Raw genomic sequence first — 20013 nt, forward strand, 5'->3', positions numbered from 1 at the left:
TTCCCCTAACATTGCGCTCAAATCAGGATCAAACCATGAAAATCGCAGTCATCACCTACGAAGATAAAGGAGCATACACCTCAACGGAAGTAAACGAAGATACTATAGTTGCCTCACTACTTCAGGATTTAAATATTGACTTTACATTTGAAATTTGGTCTGATAATGAAGTCAATTGGAATAAATATTCGCATTTGCTGATTAAATCTCCCTGGGATTATTTCGACCGCTATGCTGAATTCAAGGATTGGTGCCATAAGATCCAGAGAATGGGAATTCCTACTTTCAATTCCATTGAAACCATCCTTTGGAATTCTGATAAATGGTACATGAAGACCATTGCAGAAAAGGGATTCCCTATAGTTCCAACTCATTTTGTTAAAAAGAATGAGGCCTTACATTTAGAGCCCTATTTTCAAGAATTCAATACAGACACCTTAGTAATCAAACCTTCTATAAGTGGAGGGGCCAAAAACACCCTTAAATTACATAAAAACAGCTGGCAGGAGTTTGAAGGAAAAATCAGGGAATGGCTTAAAGTAGAAGACTTTATGGTGCAGCCTTTTGTGGAAGAAGTAGCAAGAACCGGAGAATATTCTTACCTGTTTTTCAACCGGAAATTTTCCCATGCAGTATTAAAAAGGCCTAAAAAGGGGGAATTCAGGGTTCAGCATTTCTTTGGTGGAGAAATCCTCCCTGTACATCCTAGCTCTGAAGACTTGTCATACATACAGCAGATAGTGGATGCCTTTGCCTCTGACACACTTTATGCCCGGGTGGACGGGATTTGGAATGAAGGGATCTTTTATTTGATGGAACTGGAACTGATTGAGCCTTATTTATTCTTATTTACTTCAGAAAAAGCCAAAGAAAATTATAAAACTGCCCTTATGGAACGGTTAATTACAGTTAATACCTAACAATTGAGTTTTTTTATTTGATATCAAACATTTGGCCATAAGTTCCATCCAGTTCTTTTGCTATTAGGAAAATAACGGCAGTATAAGTGTATTGCTTTTTAAAAGTTCATGAGCCAATTACTTTTATTCTGTTTAACCTATATCAAGTTGTAACAAATCACTTTATATCACTTTTTTTGCCCCGGAATTTCCTTCGAATAAGAGAATTTAGGAAGAATTTCCAAGGTTTTCAAAGCCTTACAGCGGGGACCCAGCCTTTTTGAGTTGGATTTGGATGAGATCAATATTAACTGTCAAACTGTATTTTCACCTTAAAAATTTTCTAAATTTCAAGCTTGTGTATTTCTCCATTTCTTTAATAGCCTTGTGTTTATCCATTTCCTGAAGTGGTATTAACAATTCGCTAATTCGTATATAATGCACAATTAAAAAAGATTGGCTGAATCATTCCTATTTAAAAACTTGAACTAAAAAAAGCAGAACAAGCAATCCTGATTAGGTAGAAAATTAGGATTAGGGATTTAGTAAAAAAGTTCTTCTATCAATTACACATATCCTTATGTCTTTGTGCAGTGATGCTTCCCTGAGCAAAAGCTTTCATCAAATCCGAACAACCACTTGGATCTTTTAGGCTTAACTTGACCAATCCCCTTTGTGCTAAGGCTTCCATATGTCCAGGGTTCTTCTTAAGCACTGCCTCAAAATCTTCGAGTGCCCAAGAATAATAACCGATCCGCATCCTGACCAAACCTCTGTTATACTTGGCGACCAAATTATCTGGATCATAGCGCAGGGCCATATTGAAGGACCCTGCAGCTCCCAAGATATCCCCAATTTGCGAACGGGCCATACCCTGATAAAAATACACCCTCGAATCCTTGGGATTTAATTCCTTAGCTATTTGAAAGAAATCATCAGCACTTTCATGTCTCTCATTCATCAATAAAGTCCTGCCCAACAAAAAGATAATGTCAAAATCTTTAGGATCATATTTTGCTGCTAACAATAAGTGATTTTCTGCCTTTTTGTAATCTTCTAATCTCCAATAAAGTTTACCTATTCCAGCATGAGCTTGGGCATAGCTCGGTTCCAACCTCAAAATGGCTTTATAATCCTCCAGCGCATCTTCAAAAGCTTCTAGTTCCTCATAACTCCTGGCCCGCAAATGAAGAGATTTGATATCTGTCACATTTAGAAACAAGGTTTTACTAAACTCACTAATGGCCTCTTCATAAGCACCCATTCTAAATAAGCGCTCTCCCTCAGAAAAACTGCCGAAACAGGAGGAAAACAAAATCACTACAACTAATGGAACAAGGTATCTCATATGAAACTAAAAACAAACTCTTCAAAACTAATAAATCATGAATACAACTCCTAAGTTTTTAGCTGATTTTTTCATAAAAAAAGACCTTCAGGTTTTATAAACCAAAAGGTCTTTTCGGAATCCAATGAAAGCTTAAGAAATGGAAAAAAGATCTTTTACCCAACTAAACCTTCAAAATTCTACCAACCAAAATCAACAACATTCAGGCTACAATATGCCATTCTTTTCTTGGCTGATTACAATTCCCCAATTTATAAAACACCTTTGGTACTTGGTAATTGGTTCAGTGCAGTTTTATCCCTGGCCACTGCCATTTTGATAGCCCTGGCCAAACCTTTGAATATTGCTTCGATCTTATGGTGCTCATTGTTTCCTTCGGCCTTAATATTTAGGTTACATTTGGCTGTGTCGCTGAAAGATTTAAAGAAGTGGAAAAACATCTCAGTAGGCATATCACCAATTTTCTCCCTTTTAAATTCAGCATCCCAAACTATCCAAGGTCTTCCTCCAAAATCAATGGCTACTTGAGCCAGAACATCATCCATTGGCAATAAAAATCCATAACGGTAAATGCCTTTTTTATCTCCTAAAGCTTTTAAATAGGCTTCCCCTAAGGCCAAAGCAGTATCTTCAATTGTATGATGTTCATCGATATGTAAATCTCCCTTCACTTCAATGGTCAGGTCAGCACCACCATGTTTGCCCAGTTGTTCTAACATGTGGTCGAAAAATGGTAAGCCTGTAAATATCTCACACTTTCCAGAGCCATCCAGATTCACCTTGACGTGGATGTCTGTTTCAGAAGTTTTACGGAACACCTCTCCAATTCTGTCAGGCAATTTTAAATATCGGTAAATTTCATCCCAATCTTTGGTGACAAAATCAGCCCCCTTTATATCATCACCTATGAAAATGGACTTACAACCCAGATTTTGGGCGAGAAGGACATCAGTTTTTCTATCTCCTATGACAAAAGAATTTGCCAGGTCATAATTCCCGTTCATATATTGAGTCAACATGGCAGTACCTGGTTTGCGTGTAGGGAGATTTTCATGATCAAATGAACGGTCAATATGAACAGCTGCAAACCTCACCCCTTCATTCTCCAAGGTCAGTATCATCTTGTTGTGGGCAGGCCAAAAATCCTCCTCTGGAAGGGAGGCAGTTCCCAATCCATCTTGGTTTGTCACCATAACCAACTCATAATCTGTTTCTTCAGCAATCTTCCTTAAATTAGAAATTACCTTAGGAATAAATTCAAGATCTTCCAGACTATCAATTTGAAAGTCAGTTTGAGGCTCTACTATAATGGTCCCATCCCTGTCAATAAAAAGTACTTTTTTCATTACTTATAGGTTTTTGATAATAGGTTCGTATCGTTTTAATGATTCAATCAGTTGTTCATTTTCTTCTCTGGTCCCAACAGAAATTCTAAGGCAATCTTCACACAAAATCACTTTTGATCGATCCCTTATGATAATCATATCATGGATCAGGTATTCATAAATTCTTCTAGCATGGTCCATTTTGACCAAAAGGAAATTGGAATGGGAAGGGTATATTTTGAGCACAAAGGACAAATTATCAAGTTCATCTTCCAGATAAATCCTTTCAGTAAGAATTTTCTTTACAATGGCCTCGATTTTATCAGCCTGGGCCAAAGATTCCAAGACTTTTTGTTGGGTCAGGCCGGAGATATTGTAAGGAGGCTTGATAAGATTGAGAATGCGGATAATTTTATCCGATGCAAAGGCCATCCCTATTCGGAGACTGGCAAGTCCCCAAGCTTTAGAGAAAGTCTGCATCACCACTAAATTGGGATAAGCGGACAGTTCATTAGTAAAACTTGGCTCATCACTGAAATCGATATAGGCCTCATCCACTACAACTAAACCATGGAAACTGCGGATGATTTTCCTGATTGCCTCCCTATCCATCTTGTTGCCACTGGGATTATTGGGAGAACAGATAAAAATAATTTTAGTGAATGCATCCGCTGCTTCTAAAACGGCATCCGTCCTCAATTGAAAATCCTCAGACAGTTCCACTTTCTTGATTGCAATTTCATTGATTGATGCAGATACTTCATACATCCCATATGTGGGGGGCAATAAGATGATATTATCCTTACCTGGGACACAGAATGCCCTCATCAATAAATCAATCGCTTCATCACTTCCATTACCAAGGAAAATCTGAGTTCCATGAAGACCCTTGAGTTGGGCCAATTTATCCTTAATATCTGTCTGGTAGGGATCAGGATACCTGTTAAAAGCCTCTCCTGTAAGTGCCCCATATGGATTTTCATTGGCATCCAGAAAAACCCCCACTTTGCCGGTATATTCATCACGGGCTGAGGAATAAGGTTTTATCTGAAGGATATGGGGTCTTAATATTTTTTCTAATTCAAAATCCATTACTTCTTGTCTTTTAAATACTTAAGCCTTACACTGACAGCATATTTGTGGGCATCCAAAAGTTCGTTGGCCGCCATAGTTTCAATAGTGGGTCCGAGATTTTGAATACCTTTTTCAGTGATTTTCTGATAAGTGATTTTTTTGTAAAAACTGTCAAGTGAAACGCCGGAGTAATTACGTGCATAACCATAGGTCGGAAGTGTATGATTTGTTCCTGATGCATAATCTCCTGCAGATTCCGGGGTGAAATTGCCAATGAAAACCGAACCGGCATTTATTATTTGACCCACTACTTCATCTTCATTTTCAACACAGATGATCAGGTGTTCTGGAGCATAATCATTGATGAGTTCTATTGCTTTTTCCTGATTGGCCATGACCACTGTAACAGAATTGTCAAGAGCTCTTTTGGCAATATCTTTTCTTGGAAGTTTTTCGAGTTGACTTTCCAATTCTTTTTTGACTTTGGAAGCAAACTTTTCTGTGGTGGTCACGAGGACAACTTGGGAATCCACGCCATGTTCCGCCTGGGACAATAAATCTGCAGCCACAAAGGAAGGTATGGCTGTTTCATCTGCATAGACCAATACTTCTGATGGGCCAGCTGGCATATCAATGGCGACGCCGTTTTTGACCGCCAATTGTTTGGCAGCAGTTACGTATTGATTTCCTGGGCCAAAGATTTTATCAACCTTAGGTACAGATTCTGTCCCAAAAGTCATAGCCGCAACTGCCTGAGCTCCTCCGGACTTGACAATTTTATCAATTCCAATCAGGTCAGCGGTAAACAATATGGCTGGATGTATATTACCTTCTGAATCAGGAGGAGTACAGAGGACAATTTCCTCACAGCCGGCTAAGTTGGCAGGTATCCCCAACATCAAAACTGTTGAAAACAAGGGGGCAGTTCCTCCTGGGATATACAAGCCTACTTTTTGTATGGGAACAGATCTCCTCATACAGGTCACGCCTTCCATGACTTCCATTTTTAGTTCAGGACTGACCTGGGCAGCATGGAATTTTTCAATATTTCCCTTTGCCACCAGGATCGCTTTTTTAAGCTGAGGGTCAATCAAATCTTTTGATTTCATAACCTCCTCAGAAGTTACCAAAAGATTTTTTATTTGGACGTGGTCATACTCCAGGGCAAACTTCTTCAATGCCTTATCTCCTGAGCGCTTTACTTTGCGCAATATAGGCTTGACAATTTTTTCAATGTCTTTGGTTTTCTGAACCGGCCTTTTCAAGGATTTAATCCATTCTGCCTTACCTGGGTTCAATATCGTTTTCATATGTAAATCAATACTTTTCTTTTGTCAACTATTCTTTAGTGGTGCTAAGGCCATCGGAGTCCATTTTCACGCCCTTCCTTTTTGGCCCAAAAGTTTTAAAACCAAGACTTACAACTACCCTTACCAATTTCCGCACTCATTCCTCCCCTCTTGATACTTGGTACTTGGTACTTTGCCCAAACCCCTCCAACCAAACCCTAACACAATCTTTTTCTTGCTTCTAGCCTCCCGCTTCTAGTCTCAAGTCTCTCGCTTCCCGTCCCTCGCATCTAGCGTCTAGCAACTCAAATTACCATCTTCTCAATCGGGACAACCAAAATACCTTCTGCTCCTGCGGCCCTAAGCTCTTCGATTTTCTCCCAAAACTGATCTTCACTCAGCACAGAATGTACGGAGGACCAACCTTCCTCTGCCAAAGGCAGAATAGTGGGACTCCTCATTCCCGGCATTAAACTTACAATTTTATCTAAGGACTCATTGGGCGCATTTAACAACACATACTTATTGCTTTTCCCCTTTTGGACTGCATTCATCCTAAAAAGGAGTTTGTCCACAATAGCCAGCTTTTCTTCAGAAAGCGACTTATTGGCTATCAGTACCGCTTCTGATCTGAAAATTTCTTCAACCTCTTTCAGGCCATTCATCATCAGAGTCGAACCGGAACTGACAATATCACAGATGCCTTCAGCCAGGCCTATACTTGGTGCAATTTCTACTGAACCTGAAATCTCATGGATATCAGCCTGAATATTGTGTTGAGCCAGATAATCACCAAGAATCTTGGGGTATGAAGTAGCGATACTTTTCCCTTGAAAATAGTGGATATTAGTGTAGCTTTCGCTTTTTGGTATGGCCAAGGAAAGCCTACATTTAGAAAATCCCAACTTCTTAAGGACCTTAACATCTTTGTCCTTTTCAACTAGTTCATTTTCTCCAACTATACCTAAGTCAGCTACCCCATCTGCTACATAACCTGGGATATCGTCATCTCTTAGGAATAAAAACTCTACTGGAAAATTGGTGGAAACAGACTTTAGCTTACCTGTTCCATTATAAAATTTGATGCCACATTCCTTGATCAACGCCAAAGAATCTTCGCTTAATCTTCCGCTTTTCTGAACGGCTATACGGATAATAGAATTCATGAATGCAATATACGTTTACTATCAAAATGAAAATAAGAATTTTGGGATTCCGGCCGTATTAAATACCAACAGCCTACCTGGGGCGATATGTAAATAGTTTTCCTCCTTAGGAGGAATGATGAAAATGATGAACAGCACCAACAAAGATGTTGGAGTAAAAATTATTGATATTTGGGATTGTTCTGTTCATTTGCTTGCAAATATAGATTCATTGGAATAACATGCAAATGATTTTTTTGTTTTTCTATCAATAGGGATCCACATCCACAATAAATCGGATTCCCCTGAACTCTTTATGGGCTTGAAGTTCTTCCAAAATCAGAAGAAGCTCGTGTTTAAATTGGGACTGGGCATTTCCAGTCCTATCCAATTTTGCTATAGACTCAAAAATAAACTGATTCTTGATTTTCCCTATCAGGCCTTTTTCCGGGCCTAACAAAATCTTTTTAACCTGAATATCTCCCATTAGGTTATGCAGGTGCTTGGCTGCCTTCTCAGCAGTTTTGAAGTCTTTATGCCTTGTCGTTATTTTTAGCAATTTTACAAAGGGAGGATAAAAAAACCGCTGCCTTTCCCCCATCTCCTGGATGTAAAAATTCTTATAATCTCCAGCCATGATCTGCTGAAATATCTGTTGCTCAGGCCTTCTGGTCTGTATAATCACTACACCTCTTTTTTCTCTTCTACCCGCCCTACCAGCTACTTGGGTAAGTTGTTGGAAAGCACGTTCTCCCGCCCTAAAATCAGGAAAATAGAGAATTCTGTCTGCATCCATTATCCCTACTACAGTTACTTTTTCAAAATCTAGGCCTTTGGTAATCATCTGGGTTCCAACCAAAATGTCTACATTCCCAGAGCCAAAATCCTCCAGTATGCGCTGGTAGCCATATTTACTTCTGGTTGTATCCAGGTCCATCCTGGCTATTCTGGCTTCTGGAAAAAGGAGCCCAAGGCTCTCTTCAATCCTTTCTGTACCCAATCCAACAGCACTGAGTTTGGAGCTCCCACAGGCCGGACAGGAATGGGGAACCTTTTCTTTGAAACCACAGTAATGGCAACGCATTTCTGCGCCAAACTGATGATAAGTCAAACTGACATCACAATGCTCACATTCCGGAATCCAACCACAATCCTCACAGGAAATATAAGGTGCATAGCCCCTCCTGTTTTGAAAAATCAGTACCTGTTCCTGATTGTTCAGTGCATCTTGGATCTTCTCCCGCATCAATCGGGTAAAATCCAATTTCAAGAGGTTTTTTTTCTTATCCACCAACATATCTGCAAGATGATATTCCGGCAATTGAGCATCTCCATAACGCTTTTCCAAAGTCACATATCCATACTTCTTCATGCGGGCATTATAAAATGTCTCAAAAGATGGTGTTGCAGTTCCCAACAAAGTTTTGGCCTGATGTAGCCAGGACAACATAATTGCGGCATCACGCGCATGAAATCTTGGAGCTGGATCAAACTGCTTGAAGGAAATTTCATGCTCCTCATCCACAATCACCAGTCCCAAACTATCAAAAGGCAAAAAAATAGAACTTCTTACCCCTACAACAAATGAAAATTTACCGCTCAAGACGCCATTCCAGACCTCCACCCTTTCATTGTCGGAATATTTGGAATGGTACACCCCCATCTTACCACCAAAAACTTGCCTCAGGCGTCCGACTATATGGGTAGTCAAAGCAATTTCAGGCAATAATAACAATACCTGTGAGCCCCCGGCCAATGCTTCTTGTATGAGCGTAATGTACACCTCTGTTTTACCACTACCCGTAATCCCATGTAAAAGTACTGTATTCTTTTCCTCAAAAGCCGCTTTAATCTCTTGTTGGGCTTGCTGCTGCCCTTCTGATAAAACCACTCCTTCCTCCAGTGACTGTTCATCTTCAAAGCGGCTTACTATTATTTTGTACTCCTCCAAAACACCGTTTTTGATGAGGGTTTTTAAACTTGAAACCGACATACCTGCATCAATAAGCACCTTCTTTTCCAGGCCTTTTTGATTAAGCTCAGGATTTCTGTACACGGGGACCTCCTGAAGGTATTTTAGCAATATCTCTTCCTGTTTAGGTTTGCTACTGACCTCATTGAACACAGCCTCCAAAGCTTTCTTGTCCCTGGAAATTTCGGAATTCAGCCGAATCCTTGTTTCAACCTTTGGGTTATACTTTTCTTTAACCTCCTCAAACACCAAAATGGCTTCTTTGATGACCAAGCTTTTGATGATTCCATGTATGGATTTGATACCAAGCACTACTTCACAATCTTCATAGCTCATCTCTTCTTTCTGCCTCAGAGCCTGAAGAAGAAGTTCTTCTCTATCATCCAATGGATAAGGAGAAGTATCTGCATCGAAGGTAGGATTAAGCTGTATCTTACTTTCACTGCTTAATTTAAGTCCCGAAGGCAGCGCTGCATTCATGACTTCTCCTATGTGGCAACAATAATATTCGGCCATCCAAGCCCAAAAGCGAATCTGAATTGGATTAACAGAGGCATGGGCTTCCAAGACATCCAAAATTGGTTTGGCCTCATATGAAGTAGGTGGCTTTTGGTGAACTTTTGCAATGATACCTGTCAAGATTTTTTTCTTGCCAAACTGCACGATTACCCTGAAACCAATTCCAATCTCCTCTTTCAGATTTCTGGGAATCTTGTAGGTAAACATTTTCGGTATAGGTACAGGCAGAATGACATCTGCAAAAAATGCTGAATCTCCATCCTTTATTTCTTCAAGGTCGCCGAATAATGTTTCCAAAAGTTAAAAGATTTTTAATGCCAATGTCTGGATTTCGATAGACTGGAAAACTCCAATTGCACTCAGAGTATTTTTAATGGCCTAAATTAAGGGAATTCAATTGTCATTTGGAAAGATTTCAATCAAATGCCTTACAAATTTCACGACAATTTTTGTCAGTACTTGAACGACAAATCTGCATTGGCAACTTTTCCGACAGGGATTTTAAGCTTACTTTTACCAAAAGTGTTTGCAGTAAAACAAAACCATGAACAAAAGACTATTTTTAAAAACCCTGGGAATAGGACTTACAGGCTTACCTTTAGCCCAAGCCTTGGCTAATGATGAAATTGAACCTGCCAAAAAAGTTTTATTGCCAATGGGCATTCAAAAAGGCGATAAAATTGGAATAGTCAGTCCTTCTGCCGCAACTGCCGACAGAATTCAGTTTGAATTTGCAAAAGAAACTATGGAGGCGCTTGGATTTGAGGTACAGTTGGGAGAAAATCTAAAAAACAGAAGGGGCCATCTAGCCGGGACAGATGAAGAAAGGGCTAATGACATCAACAGGATGTTTGAGAATAGGGAAATCAAGGCCATAATTTGTATCAGAGGCGGATCGGGTGCTGCAAGAATATTACCCCTGCTGGATTATCAAAGCATAAAAAAGAATCCAAAGCCACTTCTTGGTTATTCAGATATTACGGCACTTCATAATGCAATCCATACAAAGACAGGACTGATTACCTTCCATGGCCCAAATGGCTCAGGAAGCTGGAACAGCTTTAATGTCAGGCAATTTGAAAATCTGTTTTTCAAAAAAGAATTGGTCCTATTCGAAAATGAACAAATTAAAGGAGATGACCTGATTGTAAAACAAAACCGCATCCAAACCATCCGCCAGGGAAAGGTAAGCGGCAAAATATTAGGAGGAAACCTGACTGTATTGACCGCTTTGTCAGGCACACCTTATCTACCGGATTTTAAGGATGCCATTTTGTTTGTAGAGGATATAGGAGAAGATCCTTATAAAATTGACCGAATGATGAGTACACTCATGCTGAATGGAACCCTTTCAAAGATCAAAGGATTTATCTTTGGGCAATGTTCAGATTGTAATCCATCAGGAGGATATGGCTCCCTTACATTGGATGATATACTAGAAGATTATATTCTCCCGTTGAATATTCCTGCTTACAAGGGGGCAATGATTGGCCATGTTCCTAAACAGTTTATCATACCTGTAGGCAGCCAGGTTGAGATGGATGCCAGTATCGGTAGATTTAAACTATTGGATAAAGTATTTAATGATTAATCACTGATAATGAATAAATTAACTTATTTTATTTTACTACTCTCAAGCATCTATTTCAACTGTACTCAGCCAAAAAGAACAGACAATCGCATGAAAGATCAGAAACTTACCTATCTGGCTTTGGGAGATTCTTACACTATAGGTGAAGGTGTGGAAGAAGCTGGCAGATATCCCAATCAGACAGTAGAATTATTAAAATCATTTGGGCTTAATTTTGAAAAACCCACCATCATTGCAAAAACCGGATGGACTACTGATGAATTAAATGCTGGCATCAATAATGCTGGGATTGAGCATAAAACTTTTGATTTGGTAACCCTTCTAATTGGTGTAAACAACCAATATAGAGGAAGATCAATAGAAAATTACCAAGAAGAATTTGAAGATTTATTAAATCAAGCAATCCGATTTGCTGATGGGGATGCAAGCCATGTTGCGGTCATTTCCATTCCAGATTGGGGAGTCACTCCTTTTGCATTGGATAAAGGCTCCAATCAACAGAAAGTGAAACAAGAAATTGACTTATTCAACAAGGTCAATGGAGAAATCTCGAAAAAAATGGGAGTACATTATATCCATATCACGGAAAGGTACAGGGAAGTTGGTTTCTTACCTGAAATGGTGGTAGAAGACAAGTTACATCCCAGCCATTTGATATATGAAGAATGGGCCATAGAATTGGCAAAAATTATTGAAAAAAAGATGCAGTTTTAAAATTAAAAAGGAGGTACAAATACCTCCTTTTTTTAGTACTGATTATTTTGTCCCTTTGGGAAGTACATTAGAAATAAGGGATACTTTTTCAATTGGTTCGGAGGCATTGGAATAAATCCTCACCACTGAATTTTGTTGGCCCATTTTACCGGCTGAGTTGAATACTACCTTCAACTCCCCTGTTGCACCTGGAGCAATAGGCTGCTTAGGCCAGTTTGGTGCAGTACAACCACAGGTAACTGCCACATTAGAAATTACCAATGGGGCATCACCTGTATTGGTAAAAACAAAAGTATGCTCAACCCTATCACCTTGTGTGATATTTCCAAAGTCAATTGATTTCTCTTTGAAATCAATGATGGCACCTTTTTTCTCGGTTTGAGCATGTACGGCAAATACCATTAAGGACATTACCGCTAGCAAAAACAACTTTTTCATAGTAATTGTATTTAGTTTTCGTTGGTTACTTATTCTTTGTTGCTAATATAAAACTTTGCATGGAAGTTTACCATAAACAACTCCTTCTTTGCTCTTGTCACCGCTGTGTACAGCCACCGGATATAATCAGTATTTACCATTTCATCTGTCAGATAGCCCTGATCTATAAAAACTGCATCCCATTGTCCCCCCTGCGACTTATGACATGTCAGTGCATACGCAAATTTAACCTGAAGAGCCGTAAGGTATGGATCTTTTTTTATCAGTTCCATCCTTTCTGCTTTATTGGCCACATCCGCATAATCCTCGGACACCTGCCTATAGAGGGACCTGTATTCTTCATTGCTCAAAGAAGGTCCTGAAGAATACAATGTATCCATGATGACTTTTGCTTCAAAGAAAGGTTCGTCTGGATAATCCAGTAATCTCAATTCCAATGTAGCAAATCTCAGGCCATACATTTCCTCAAATGACCTGATTTTGATAACCTCTACAAAATCACCATTTGCCAAAAAATTAACTTTGTCAGAATCTGCCATATAGGCATAATTGTTTTTGACAATCATCAAAAGATCACCGGCACTGATTTCATCATCATAAAAATGAATAGTTCTTCGGATATACTGATTATACTGTACGGCTGCTTTATTGGACCTGGTAACTATGGCTGTATTCTCCACCCCATATTTATTATAAGCATACCTCAATCCATCCTCTAAACGCTCCCCTGTCATCTTGAAAAAATCCTGGAAACCTGTTGTTTTAAATACTATTTCCGGATGCTTGGCCTGTATTTGGTCCCTTAAATATGTTGCATTGAACAAAATCCCCGATTCAAGTTCTTGACGCTTGACTTCTTTGAGTTCAATACTGTCTACTTTCAACCTGAAATGCCTGACCAAATAATCTGAGACCAAGGCAGGACTTTGGCTACTGCCTACCGGCGGCAGCTGCGCCGTATCGCCTACCAACAGAAGGCGGTTATTTGAATTCTGAAATACGAAATGAATGAGATCCCTTAATAAGCTTCTCCCTCCTATGAGTTCATCCGCCAACATGGAAGCTTCATCCACGATGAAAAGGGTATCTTTATAATAATTTTTGAGCAACTCAAAGCCGGCACCAGACTCGCCGATTTCATCTTTGGGGCGGTAAATTATCTTATGAATGGTAAATGCAGATTTGCTGCTATAATTTCCCATGACTTTAGCAGCCCTTCCTGTAGGCGCCAAAAGCATAGATTTCATTTTCAAGCGGGGCAAAATTTTGACCAATGCTGATATTATGGAGGTTTTACCCGTACCGGCATACCCTTTTAAAATAAATGCATGGGTTTCTTTGTTGTCTCTCCCGAAAAACAGGTCCATCTTCATGATAAAATCCATTTGGCCCCCAGTAGGTGCAAATGGAAAATATTTTAACAGAAGAGTCGAGGGCTTTATTCCTACTTCCTTATCTTTACTCATCATTAGAGGACCAATCTAAGCGTTAAATGACAAATTTGGAAAAAGAGCTTGTAGATAAATTTGGAGGAAGGCTTAGAACCAGAGTAAACGGCATCTTGATCAAGAATGAGGAAATACTAATGGTCAAACATAAAATGTCAACTGACAGTTTTTTTTGGAATGTTCCAGGTGGAGGAATGAAATATGGTTCTTCTGTGGAAAAAAATCTTGAAAGAGAATTTATAGAAGAAACGGGACTGATGATAAAAGTAAAAAAATTTATCTGTGCCCATGAATTTCTAGAGCCTCCCCTTCATGCTATCGAACTCTTTTTTGAAGTTGAGGAAATTGGAGGAAGCTTAATATTGGGAAAAGATCCCGAACTTGATGAAGGCAAGCAGTTGATCACAGAAATACGCTATTTGAACCTTGAAAAACTGAGCCTGATCAAAAATCCGGAAAAACATCCTATATTTTGGGGAATAAAATCACTGAATGATGTGAGAAAATGGAATGGATATTTTAATTTTGAAAATAATTCTATAAAATAGCACCTTATAAAATTACCATCAACCTTTATAAAAAGATTAAATCATCTTAAAAATGACGCTAACCAGAATTTTATCCGTAGTTTTCTTAGTGGGAGCTCTTGGTTTAGGCTACATGCTTTACAAGAGTGTTGACGATGTCATGCAAGAAGAAAAAAGAATTGCAGCCATCGAATCCAGAATTATTGAAAAACTCCAAATGTTAAGAGACGCCCAGATCGCATACATTGCTGCTAATGGAGAATATGCAGCTAACTGGCAGGATCTTAAAAAATTCATTGAGGATGGTGATATTTGGATTGTACAAAGGAAAGAAACAACCAAACTATTGGCATATGGTAAGGAAGAAATTACTGTAAGCTTTGATACACTTGGCTCTGTACCTGTTCTTGATTCTCTTTTCAATGAAAGAAGGTATCCAAACTTCAATTTGGAAAATTTGAACATAGTTCCTGGTTCTGGCGGAAAGGAATTTGAATTCTTTGCAGATAAGATCGAAAGAAGCCAAAGACAGATAGGCGTGTTCGAAATCAGGGATCCGGATCCGATCAACCCTAAGAGAAGAATGAATAACAAAGAAAAGGCACTTAGGGTAGGATCTAGAACAGATTCTTCTACTTCAGGAAACTGGGAGTAATTTTGGTTCAAACGACTGAAAATATCTTGAAAAAACTATACTGCGATAAATATGATTCCAAAATGGTTTCGTATTTATCGCTTTTCTTATATGATGATATAAGAATCCTTTTGGGAAAAGACATCAACAGAAAGGTTGTTGCTGTACATACCTGGAACCTTCTGGCTTCAGCTGAGAAACCTATTTCCCAAGTTTGGAAAGATGAACTCTATAAATTGGATGTTCCGACCAATGTATTTGTTCATAACCAATATTTTTCATTAGTGCCTGGTGTCGTGTTCAACCCCGACTTTTTGGATACCTACCTCGCTTTCTCCAGTGACCTTCCCGTAGATTTAAAGACTTATTACACCGGTTTGGATAGTAACAATGTACAACTCGTGGGAGGAATGGATACTAAATTGTTTCAATTGCTGAGTGATGGCAAATCATATGTTTCATTCCACCATGGGGCAAGCTCCTTTCTGTCTTACTGCCTGAATGAAAAATCGAAGCTACTCCCACAAGAAATCCTGGTTTATTTGTTTGATAAATCATTTTATATAGCAGCATTTGACAAACAATCTCTAGTTCTTTTCAATAAGTTTAATGTTCAAAGCAAAGAGGACCTATTGAAATATCTATTCGGAATCACCAATCAACTGGGTTTTGACAGAAAGCATTGCCGATTCACTTTATTTGGTAAACACGGCCTTTTTGAAATTAAGAGTAACTGGGCATTGGATTACTTCAAAAACTTTAAAATTGAGCAGATCCATTTTAACCAAAGCTACCATCCTGGAACGGAATCCTTTGCCAATACCAATCATTTTGAATCACATTGGGAAATCAACTGATACATAAGTAGATTTAAGCCTATTTCTAATTCCAGCTAATTCAGATATTTAGCGCAATTGAAAACTGATTACTTCCTTATCCCAAGACTATAAATGAAAAAAATAGCTATTTTCCCAGGATCATTTGATCCATATACCAAGGGTCATCATGACATTGTATTGAGAAGCCTCAATCTGTTCGATGAAGTAATTATCGGCATTGGGTATAATTCAGCTAAAAAGAACAGGTATTTTGATATTGAGACAATAGTATCCAAAATCGAGGAGTTATATAAAGGTGATCCAAGGGTAAGTGTGTTGGTTTATAATGACCTGACATCTACCATTGCCAAACAACATGGGGCAAATTTTTTGGTAAGAGGATTAAGAAATACCACAGATTTTGAGTATGAAAATACAATCAGCCAAATGAACCGAAAACTCAATCCTGACTTGGAAACAGTTTTTTTGATTACTTCACCTCAATATGCCACCGTAAGCTCTACCATTATCCGTGAAGTCCATCGGTATGGTGGTAATGTAAGTGATTACCTTCCTTATGAGGTATGAACCTTAGGTAGTAGTTTCAAGAATCTCTTGTACAAATAGCGCATAGAAGGATAGGAATTCACCAAAGCCACTTTGGCTTCATGATGCCTCATCCAGCGGATATCATCTATACCCTCTTCCTTTTGGGGCTTCAAACCACTATCATTGATATTTTCCATGGCAAACCAATAGGTCTTCTTCAAAATGCTCTTCCTATTATGAGTATAGGTATGCCAGGTTTTACATATCTCAGGGCCAAGTTTAACTTTGATACCGCATTCTTCCTCTACCTCCCTGACAGCACATTCCTCCGGAGTTTCTCCTTTATCAAACTTCCCCTTAGGCAGATCCCATTTTCCAAATCTATAGATAAATAAGACCTTCTGATCCTTGGTCACAACTCCCCCTGCTGCCTTGATGACAGTAAATCTGCTCTTGATGAAATCCTTGATTTCTTTTTTGTTTTCTGTAAGGATAGTAACAGAATCCAAATTCTTCAATTTTCGGGTCCTCAAAACATAAAGGAGCTTAATTATGACATCCCTACTGGGTTCAATGATCAAAATATCCTCATGAAAATCCTCTGAGGCAGGCAGATCCACGGGATGGTCATAGACACATTCATATGTCTTATCCTTCGGCAATTCTTCAGAAGAAGCAATATCCAAAGGCTTGTCATTGATAAAAACTTTCATGGCCAGATATAGTTTGGCAAAGACATTTCAACTCCTGCCAAAAATGCACAAAATTTTTTAGCCCTCACAGTACCCCCTAATTTTTTATCTTTTAATTTTGAGACATGGACATATTTGACAATCAAATAGCTGCTCAGGTAGCAGCAAAATTATTGGAAATTAAGGCAATTAGACTCCAGCCCGAAAAACCATTCACATGGGCATCTGGATGGAAATCACCAATTTATTGCGACAATAGACTCTCTCTTTCTTATCCGGAAGTAAGGTCATTTATCAAAGAGAACCTTGTGAAGGCCATTCAAACCCATTTTCCTGAAGTGGAGGCCATAGCTGGAGTGGCCACTGCCGGGATTCCTCAAGGAGCCCTGATTGCGGATAGTTTAAATCTTCCTTTCCTTTATGTTAGATCCAAGCCAAAAGGTCATGGAATGGAAAACATGATCGAAGGCAAAGTAACTGTAGGACAAAAAGTAGTAGTCGTGGAAGATTTGATTTCTACAGGAGGAAGTTCTTTGAAAGCGGTTCAGGACCTGAAAAATGCAGGATTTGAGGTTTTAGGAATGGTTGCAATTTTCACTTATGGTTTTGACATTGCCAATGATAATTTCTCTGAAGCCAATGTTAAGCTTATATGCCTGAGTAATTATTCTTCCATGCTTCCTCCGGCATTGGCAAATGATTATATAGATGACCACACCCTTGCATCTTTGGTCGAATGGCGAAAAGCACCCAACAGTTGGCAGGGTGTTGAGAAATAAAAATCAAAAGGAAGCCGGATTATAGAAAAAACCAAAATCCGACTTCCTTTTTAATAAATTCTCCTTATCAGATTTTACTTATCGGCTGTGGTAATGTTCTGTATAATATTGCTGATAAGCACCTGAAGTAACATTTTTCAGCCATTCCTCATTATTTAAGTACCAATCAATGGTCTTGGAAATCCCTTCTTCAAACTGTAGACTTGGCTCCCATCCCAGTTCTTTTTGGATTTTGGAAGCATCTATTGCATAACGGAGATCGTGCCCTGCCCTGTCTTTCACAAAAGTGATCAACTTTTCTGATGTTCCTGGTTCCCTTCCCAATTTTTCATCCATTTTCTTACAGAGAAGTCTTACGATATCAATATTCTTCCATTCATTGAAACCTCCAATGTTATAGGTCTCTCCAGCCACACCTTGGTGAAACACCACATCTATAGCCCTTGCATGGTCTACTACATACAGCCAATCTCTGACATTTTCCCCTTTGCCATAGACTGGTAATGGTTTATTGTTTTTGATATTGTGTATACAAAGCGGGATCAATTTCTCTGGAAATTGATTTGGACCATAATTATTGGAACAATTGGTAATCAGAGTTCTCAACTTATAAGTATTGGCATAAGCCCTTACAAAGTGATCAGAAGATGCCTTTGATGCAGAATAAGGCGATTGAGGATCATAGGCCGTTGTTTCAAGGAAGAAGCCCCCATCATCCAAAGAACCATATACTTCATCTGTAGAAATGTGGAAGAAGAGATGGTCCTCGTAATTTTTCCAAAAAGTCTTTGCCGTGTTTAACAGGTTTACTGTTCCGATGATATTTGTCTTTACAAAAGCCAGGGGATCAGTAATGGATCTATCCACATGAGACTCAGCAGCTAAATGGATAACATCTGTGATGGCATGCTTTTCAAACACCTCCACCAAGCCGGTTTCTTCCAAAATATTTACTTTTTCAAAGTGGTAATTTGATGCACCTTCTATTTCTTTAAGATTTTCAAGGTTACCCGCATAAGTCAGGCAGTCCAGATTTACAATGCTGTATTCAGGATATTTTTCAACGAATAATTTAACAACATGGGAGCCAATAAATCCGGCCCCTCCGGTAATCAAAATACTTTTTTTCATAGTTTTCATATATCAAACAATGTGTTTTTATGAAGTTTCAGGAATGCTTTATAGACTTTATTTTGCATAATAATCATTGTACCAAGCAACAAACTCAGCAACCCCTACTTCAACAGGAGTGCTTGGCTTATAGCCTGTATCTAACATTAGGTCTGTAACATCTGCATATGTAGCAGGCACATCTCCTGGCTGGAGAGGAAGAAGGTTTTTCTTGGATTCAATCCTGAGTGCTTTCTCCAAAGCTCCAATATAATCCATCAGCTCTACGGGATTAGAATTACCTATGTTGTACACCTTGTAGGGAGCATAAGAACTACCGGGATCCGGCTCATTTCCACTCCATTCCGGATTTCCTTTAGGTGGCCTGTCAGCTACCCTCACAATCCCTTCCACTATATCACTTACAAAGGTAAAATCCCTTTTCATTTTTCCATGGTTGAACACATCTATTGGTTCTCCTTTTTTCATAGCTTCAATAAAAAGGAAAAGTGCCATATCTGGTCTTCCCCATGGTCCATAAACTGTGAAAAATCTGAGTCCAGTAGTAGGTATTTTGAATAGATGACTATAAGTATGTGCCATCAATTCATTGGATTTTTTAGATGCCGCATACAAACTCAAAGGATGGTCCACATTGTCTGAAGTAGAAAATGGCATCTTGGTGTTTGCTCCATAAACCGAGCTGGAGGAAGCATACACCAAATGATTGACAGGATATGCTCTACATGCCTCCAAAATGTTCAAAAAACCAGTAATATTTGCCTCAATATAGGCATTGGGATTAATCAATGAATACCTTACCCCTGCCTGGGCGGCTAGATTGATCACCACATCAAACTGTTCCTTTTCAAACAAATCCAGGAGATATGCTTTATCAGTCAAATCTGCTTTCACAAAAGAATAACCTTCATATTTGCTGGACTGTACCAATCTATGCTCCTGAATTTGTTCTTTCTCGATTCCGCAATTTTTTAACCTTCCAAATTTAAGGTTAACATCATAATAGTCATTGATATTGTCAAAGCCAACAACAGTATCACCTCTCTCCAATAGCTGTTTGGCAAGGTGAAACCCAATGAACCCGGCAGAACCGGTAATTAAATATTTCATTTTGGTTTTCA

19 protein-coding genes are annotated in these 20013 nt (G+C 38.9%); 8 read left to right on the forward strand and 11 right to left on the reverse strand.

Annotated elements, in window-relative coordinates:
* Window positions 1-35: 35 nt before the first annotated feature.
* On the forward strand, window positions 36-920 hold the full coding sequence (locus tag CLV48_RS03780) for an ATP-grasp domain-containing protein (protein WP_106566133.1): 885 nt from the start codon (window positions 36-38) through the stop codon (window positions 918-920).
* 541 nt (window positions 921-1461) lie between these two features.
* On the opposite strand, the gene CLV48_RS03785 is transcribed toward CLV48_RS03780, so the two are convergent.
* From CLV48_RS03785 to priA, 6 genes are all read right to left on the reverse strand, one after another.
* Window positions 1462-2247, reverse strand: a complete 786-nt coding sequence (locus CLV48_RS03785) for a tetratricopeptide repeat protein (protein WP_106565863.1) — start codon at window positions 2245-2247, stop codon at window positions 1462-1464.
* A 251-nt stretch (window positions 2248-2498) separates the two neighbouring features.
* Window positions 2499-3593, reverse strand: a complete 1095-nt coding sequence (gene hisB, locus CLV48_RS03790) for a bifunctional histidinol-phosphatase/imidazoleglycerol-phosphate dehydratase HisB (RefSeq protein ID WP_106565864.1) — start codon at window positions 3591-3593, stop codon at window positions 2499-2501.
* A 3-nt stretch (window positions 3594-3596) separates the two neighbouring features.
* Window positions 3597-4664: a histidinol-phosphate transaminase gene (hisC, locus tag CLV48_RS03795; protein ID WP_106565865.1), complete on the reverse strand. Its 1068-nt coding sequence runs from the start codon at window positions 4662-4664 to the stop codon at window positions 3597-3599.
* Window positions 4664-5956 (reverse strand): histidinol dehydrogenase, encoded by a 1293-nt coding sequence (gene hisD, locus CLV48_RS03800; RefSeq protein ID WP_106565866.1) that lies wholly within the window; start codon window positions 5954-5956, stop codon window positions 4664-4666. Before hisD ends, hisC begins: the two co-directional genes overlap by 1 nt.
* A 284-nt stretch (window positions 5957-6240) precedes the next feature.
* On the reverse strand, window positions 6241-7101 hold the full coding sequence (hisG, locus tag CLV48_RS03805; protein ID WP_106565867.1) for an ATP phosphoribosyltransferase: 861 nt from the start codon (window positions 7099-7101) through the stop codon (window positions 6241-6243).
* A 247-nt stretch (window positions 7102-7348) separates the two neighbouring features.
* Entirely contained in the window at window positions 7349-9868 is a 2520-nt protein-coding gene (gene priA, locus CLV48_RS03810) for a replication restart helicase PriA (RefSeq protein WP_106565868.1), read from the reverse strand.
* 247 nt (window positions 9869-10115) lie between these two features.
* On the opposite strand from priA, the gene CLV48_RS03815 reads away from it, so the two are divergent.
* Entirely contained in the window at window positions 10116-11162 is a 1047-nt protein-coding gene (locus CLV48_RS03815; protein WP_106565869.1) for a S66 peptidase family protein, read from the forward strand.
* Window positions 11163-11252: 90 nt separating this feature from the next.
* Complete coding sequence (locus CLV48_RS03820) at window positions 11253-11876, forward strand: SGNH/GDSL hydrolase family protein (protein ID WP_245889474.1); 624 nt, start codon at window positions 11253-11255, stop codon at window positions 11874-11876.
* A 42-nt stretch (window positions 11877-11918) separates the two neighbouring features.
* Here the strand turns inward: CLV48_RS03820 and CLV48_RS03825 are convergent, their stop codons facing one another.
* On the reverse strand, window positions 11919-12314 hold the full coding sequence (locus CLV48_RS03825) for a DUF1573 domain-containing protein (protein WP_106565871.1): 396 nt from the start codon (window positions 12312-12314) through the stop codon (window positions 11919-11921).
* A gap of 29 nt (window positions 12315-12343) precedes the next feature.
* Window positions 12344-13783, reverse strand: a complete 1440-nt coding sequence (locus CLV48_RS03830) for an ATP-dependent DNA helicase (RefSeq protein ID WP_211299880.1) — start codon at window positions 13781-13783, stop codon at window positions 12344-12346.
* A 23-nt stretch (window positions 13784-13806) separates the two neighbouring features.
* On the opposite strand from CLV48_RS03830, the gene CLV48_RS03835 reads away from it, so the two are divergent.
* From CLV48_RS03835 to coaD, 4 genes are all read left to right on the forward strand, one after another.
* The gene (locus tag CLV48_RS03835) at window positions 13807-14310 is read left to right on the forward strand and encodes an NUDIX domain-containing protein (protein ID WP_106565872.1); all 504 of its coding nucleotides are present in this window, start codon (window positions 13807-13809) and stop codon (window positions 14308-14310) included.
* A 52-nt stretch (window positions 14311-14362) separates the two neighbouring features.
* Complete coding sequence (locus tag CLV48_RS03840) at window positions 14363-14944, forward strand: hypothetical protein (protein ID WP_106565873.1); 582 nt, start codon at window positions 14363-14365, stop codon at window positions 14942-14944.
* A 26-nt stretch (window positions 14945-14970) separates the two neighbouring features.
* Entirely contained in the window at window positions 14971-15780 is an 810-nt protein-coding gene (locus CLV48_RS03845) for a DUF3822 family protein (RefSeq protein ID WP_245889475.1), read from the forward strand.
* Window positions 15781-15873: 93 nt separating this feature from the next.
* Window positions 15874-16329 carry a pantetheine-phosphate adenylyltransferase gene (coaD, locus tag CLV48_RS03850; RefSeq protein WP_106565875.1) on the forward strand — a complete coding sequence of 152 codons (456 nt, stop codon included), beginning with the start codon at window positions 15874-15876 and terminating at the stop codon, window positions 16327-16329.
* Here the strand turns inward: coaD and CLV48_RS03855 are convergent.
* Entirely contained in the window at window positions 16317-17003 is a 687-nt protein-coding gene (locus CLV48_RS03855) for an NUDIX hydrolase (protein WP_106565876.1), read from the reverse strand. The two genes, coaD and CLV48_RS03855, sit on opposite strands and share 13 nt — an antisense overlap.
* Window positions 17004-17107: 104 nt before the next feature.
* Here CLV48_RS03855 and pyrE point away from each other — a divergent pair, with 104 nt between their 5' ends.
* Window positions 17108-17761, forward strand: coding sequence for an orotate phosphoribosyltransferase (pyrE, locus tag CLV48_RS03860; protein ID WP_106565877.1), 654 nt, complete (start codon window positions 17108-17110; stop codon window positions 17759-17761).
* Window positions 17762-17839: 78 nt separating this feature from the next.
* On the opposite strand, the gene rfbB is transcribed toward pyrE, so the two are convergent.
* A complete protein-coding gene (gene rfbB, locus CLV48_RS03865) occupies window positions 17840-18892 on the reverse strand; it encodes a dTDP-glucose 4,6-dehydratase (RefSeq protein ID WP_106565878.1) in 1053 nt (350 codons plus the stop codon).
* Between the two features lie 57 nt (window positions 18893-18949).
* On the reverse strand, window positions 18950-20002 hold the full coding sequence (locus CLV48_RS03870) for an NAD-dependent epimerase (protein WP_106565879.1): 1053 nt from the start codon (window positions 20000-20002) through the stop codon (window positions 18950-18952).
* Between the last annotated feature and the right edge of the window lie 11 nt (window positions 20003-20013).

The sequence above is a fragment of the Cecembia rubra genome, from assembly GCF_003014575.1.
Classification (GTDB): Bacteria; Bacteroidota; Bacteroidia; order Cytophagales; family Cyclobacteriaceae; genus Cecembia_A; species Cecembia_A rubra.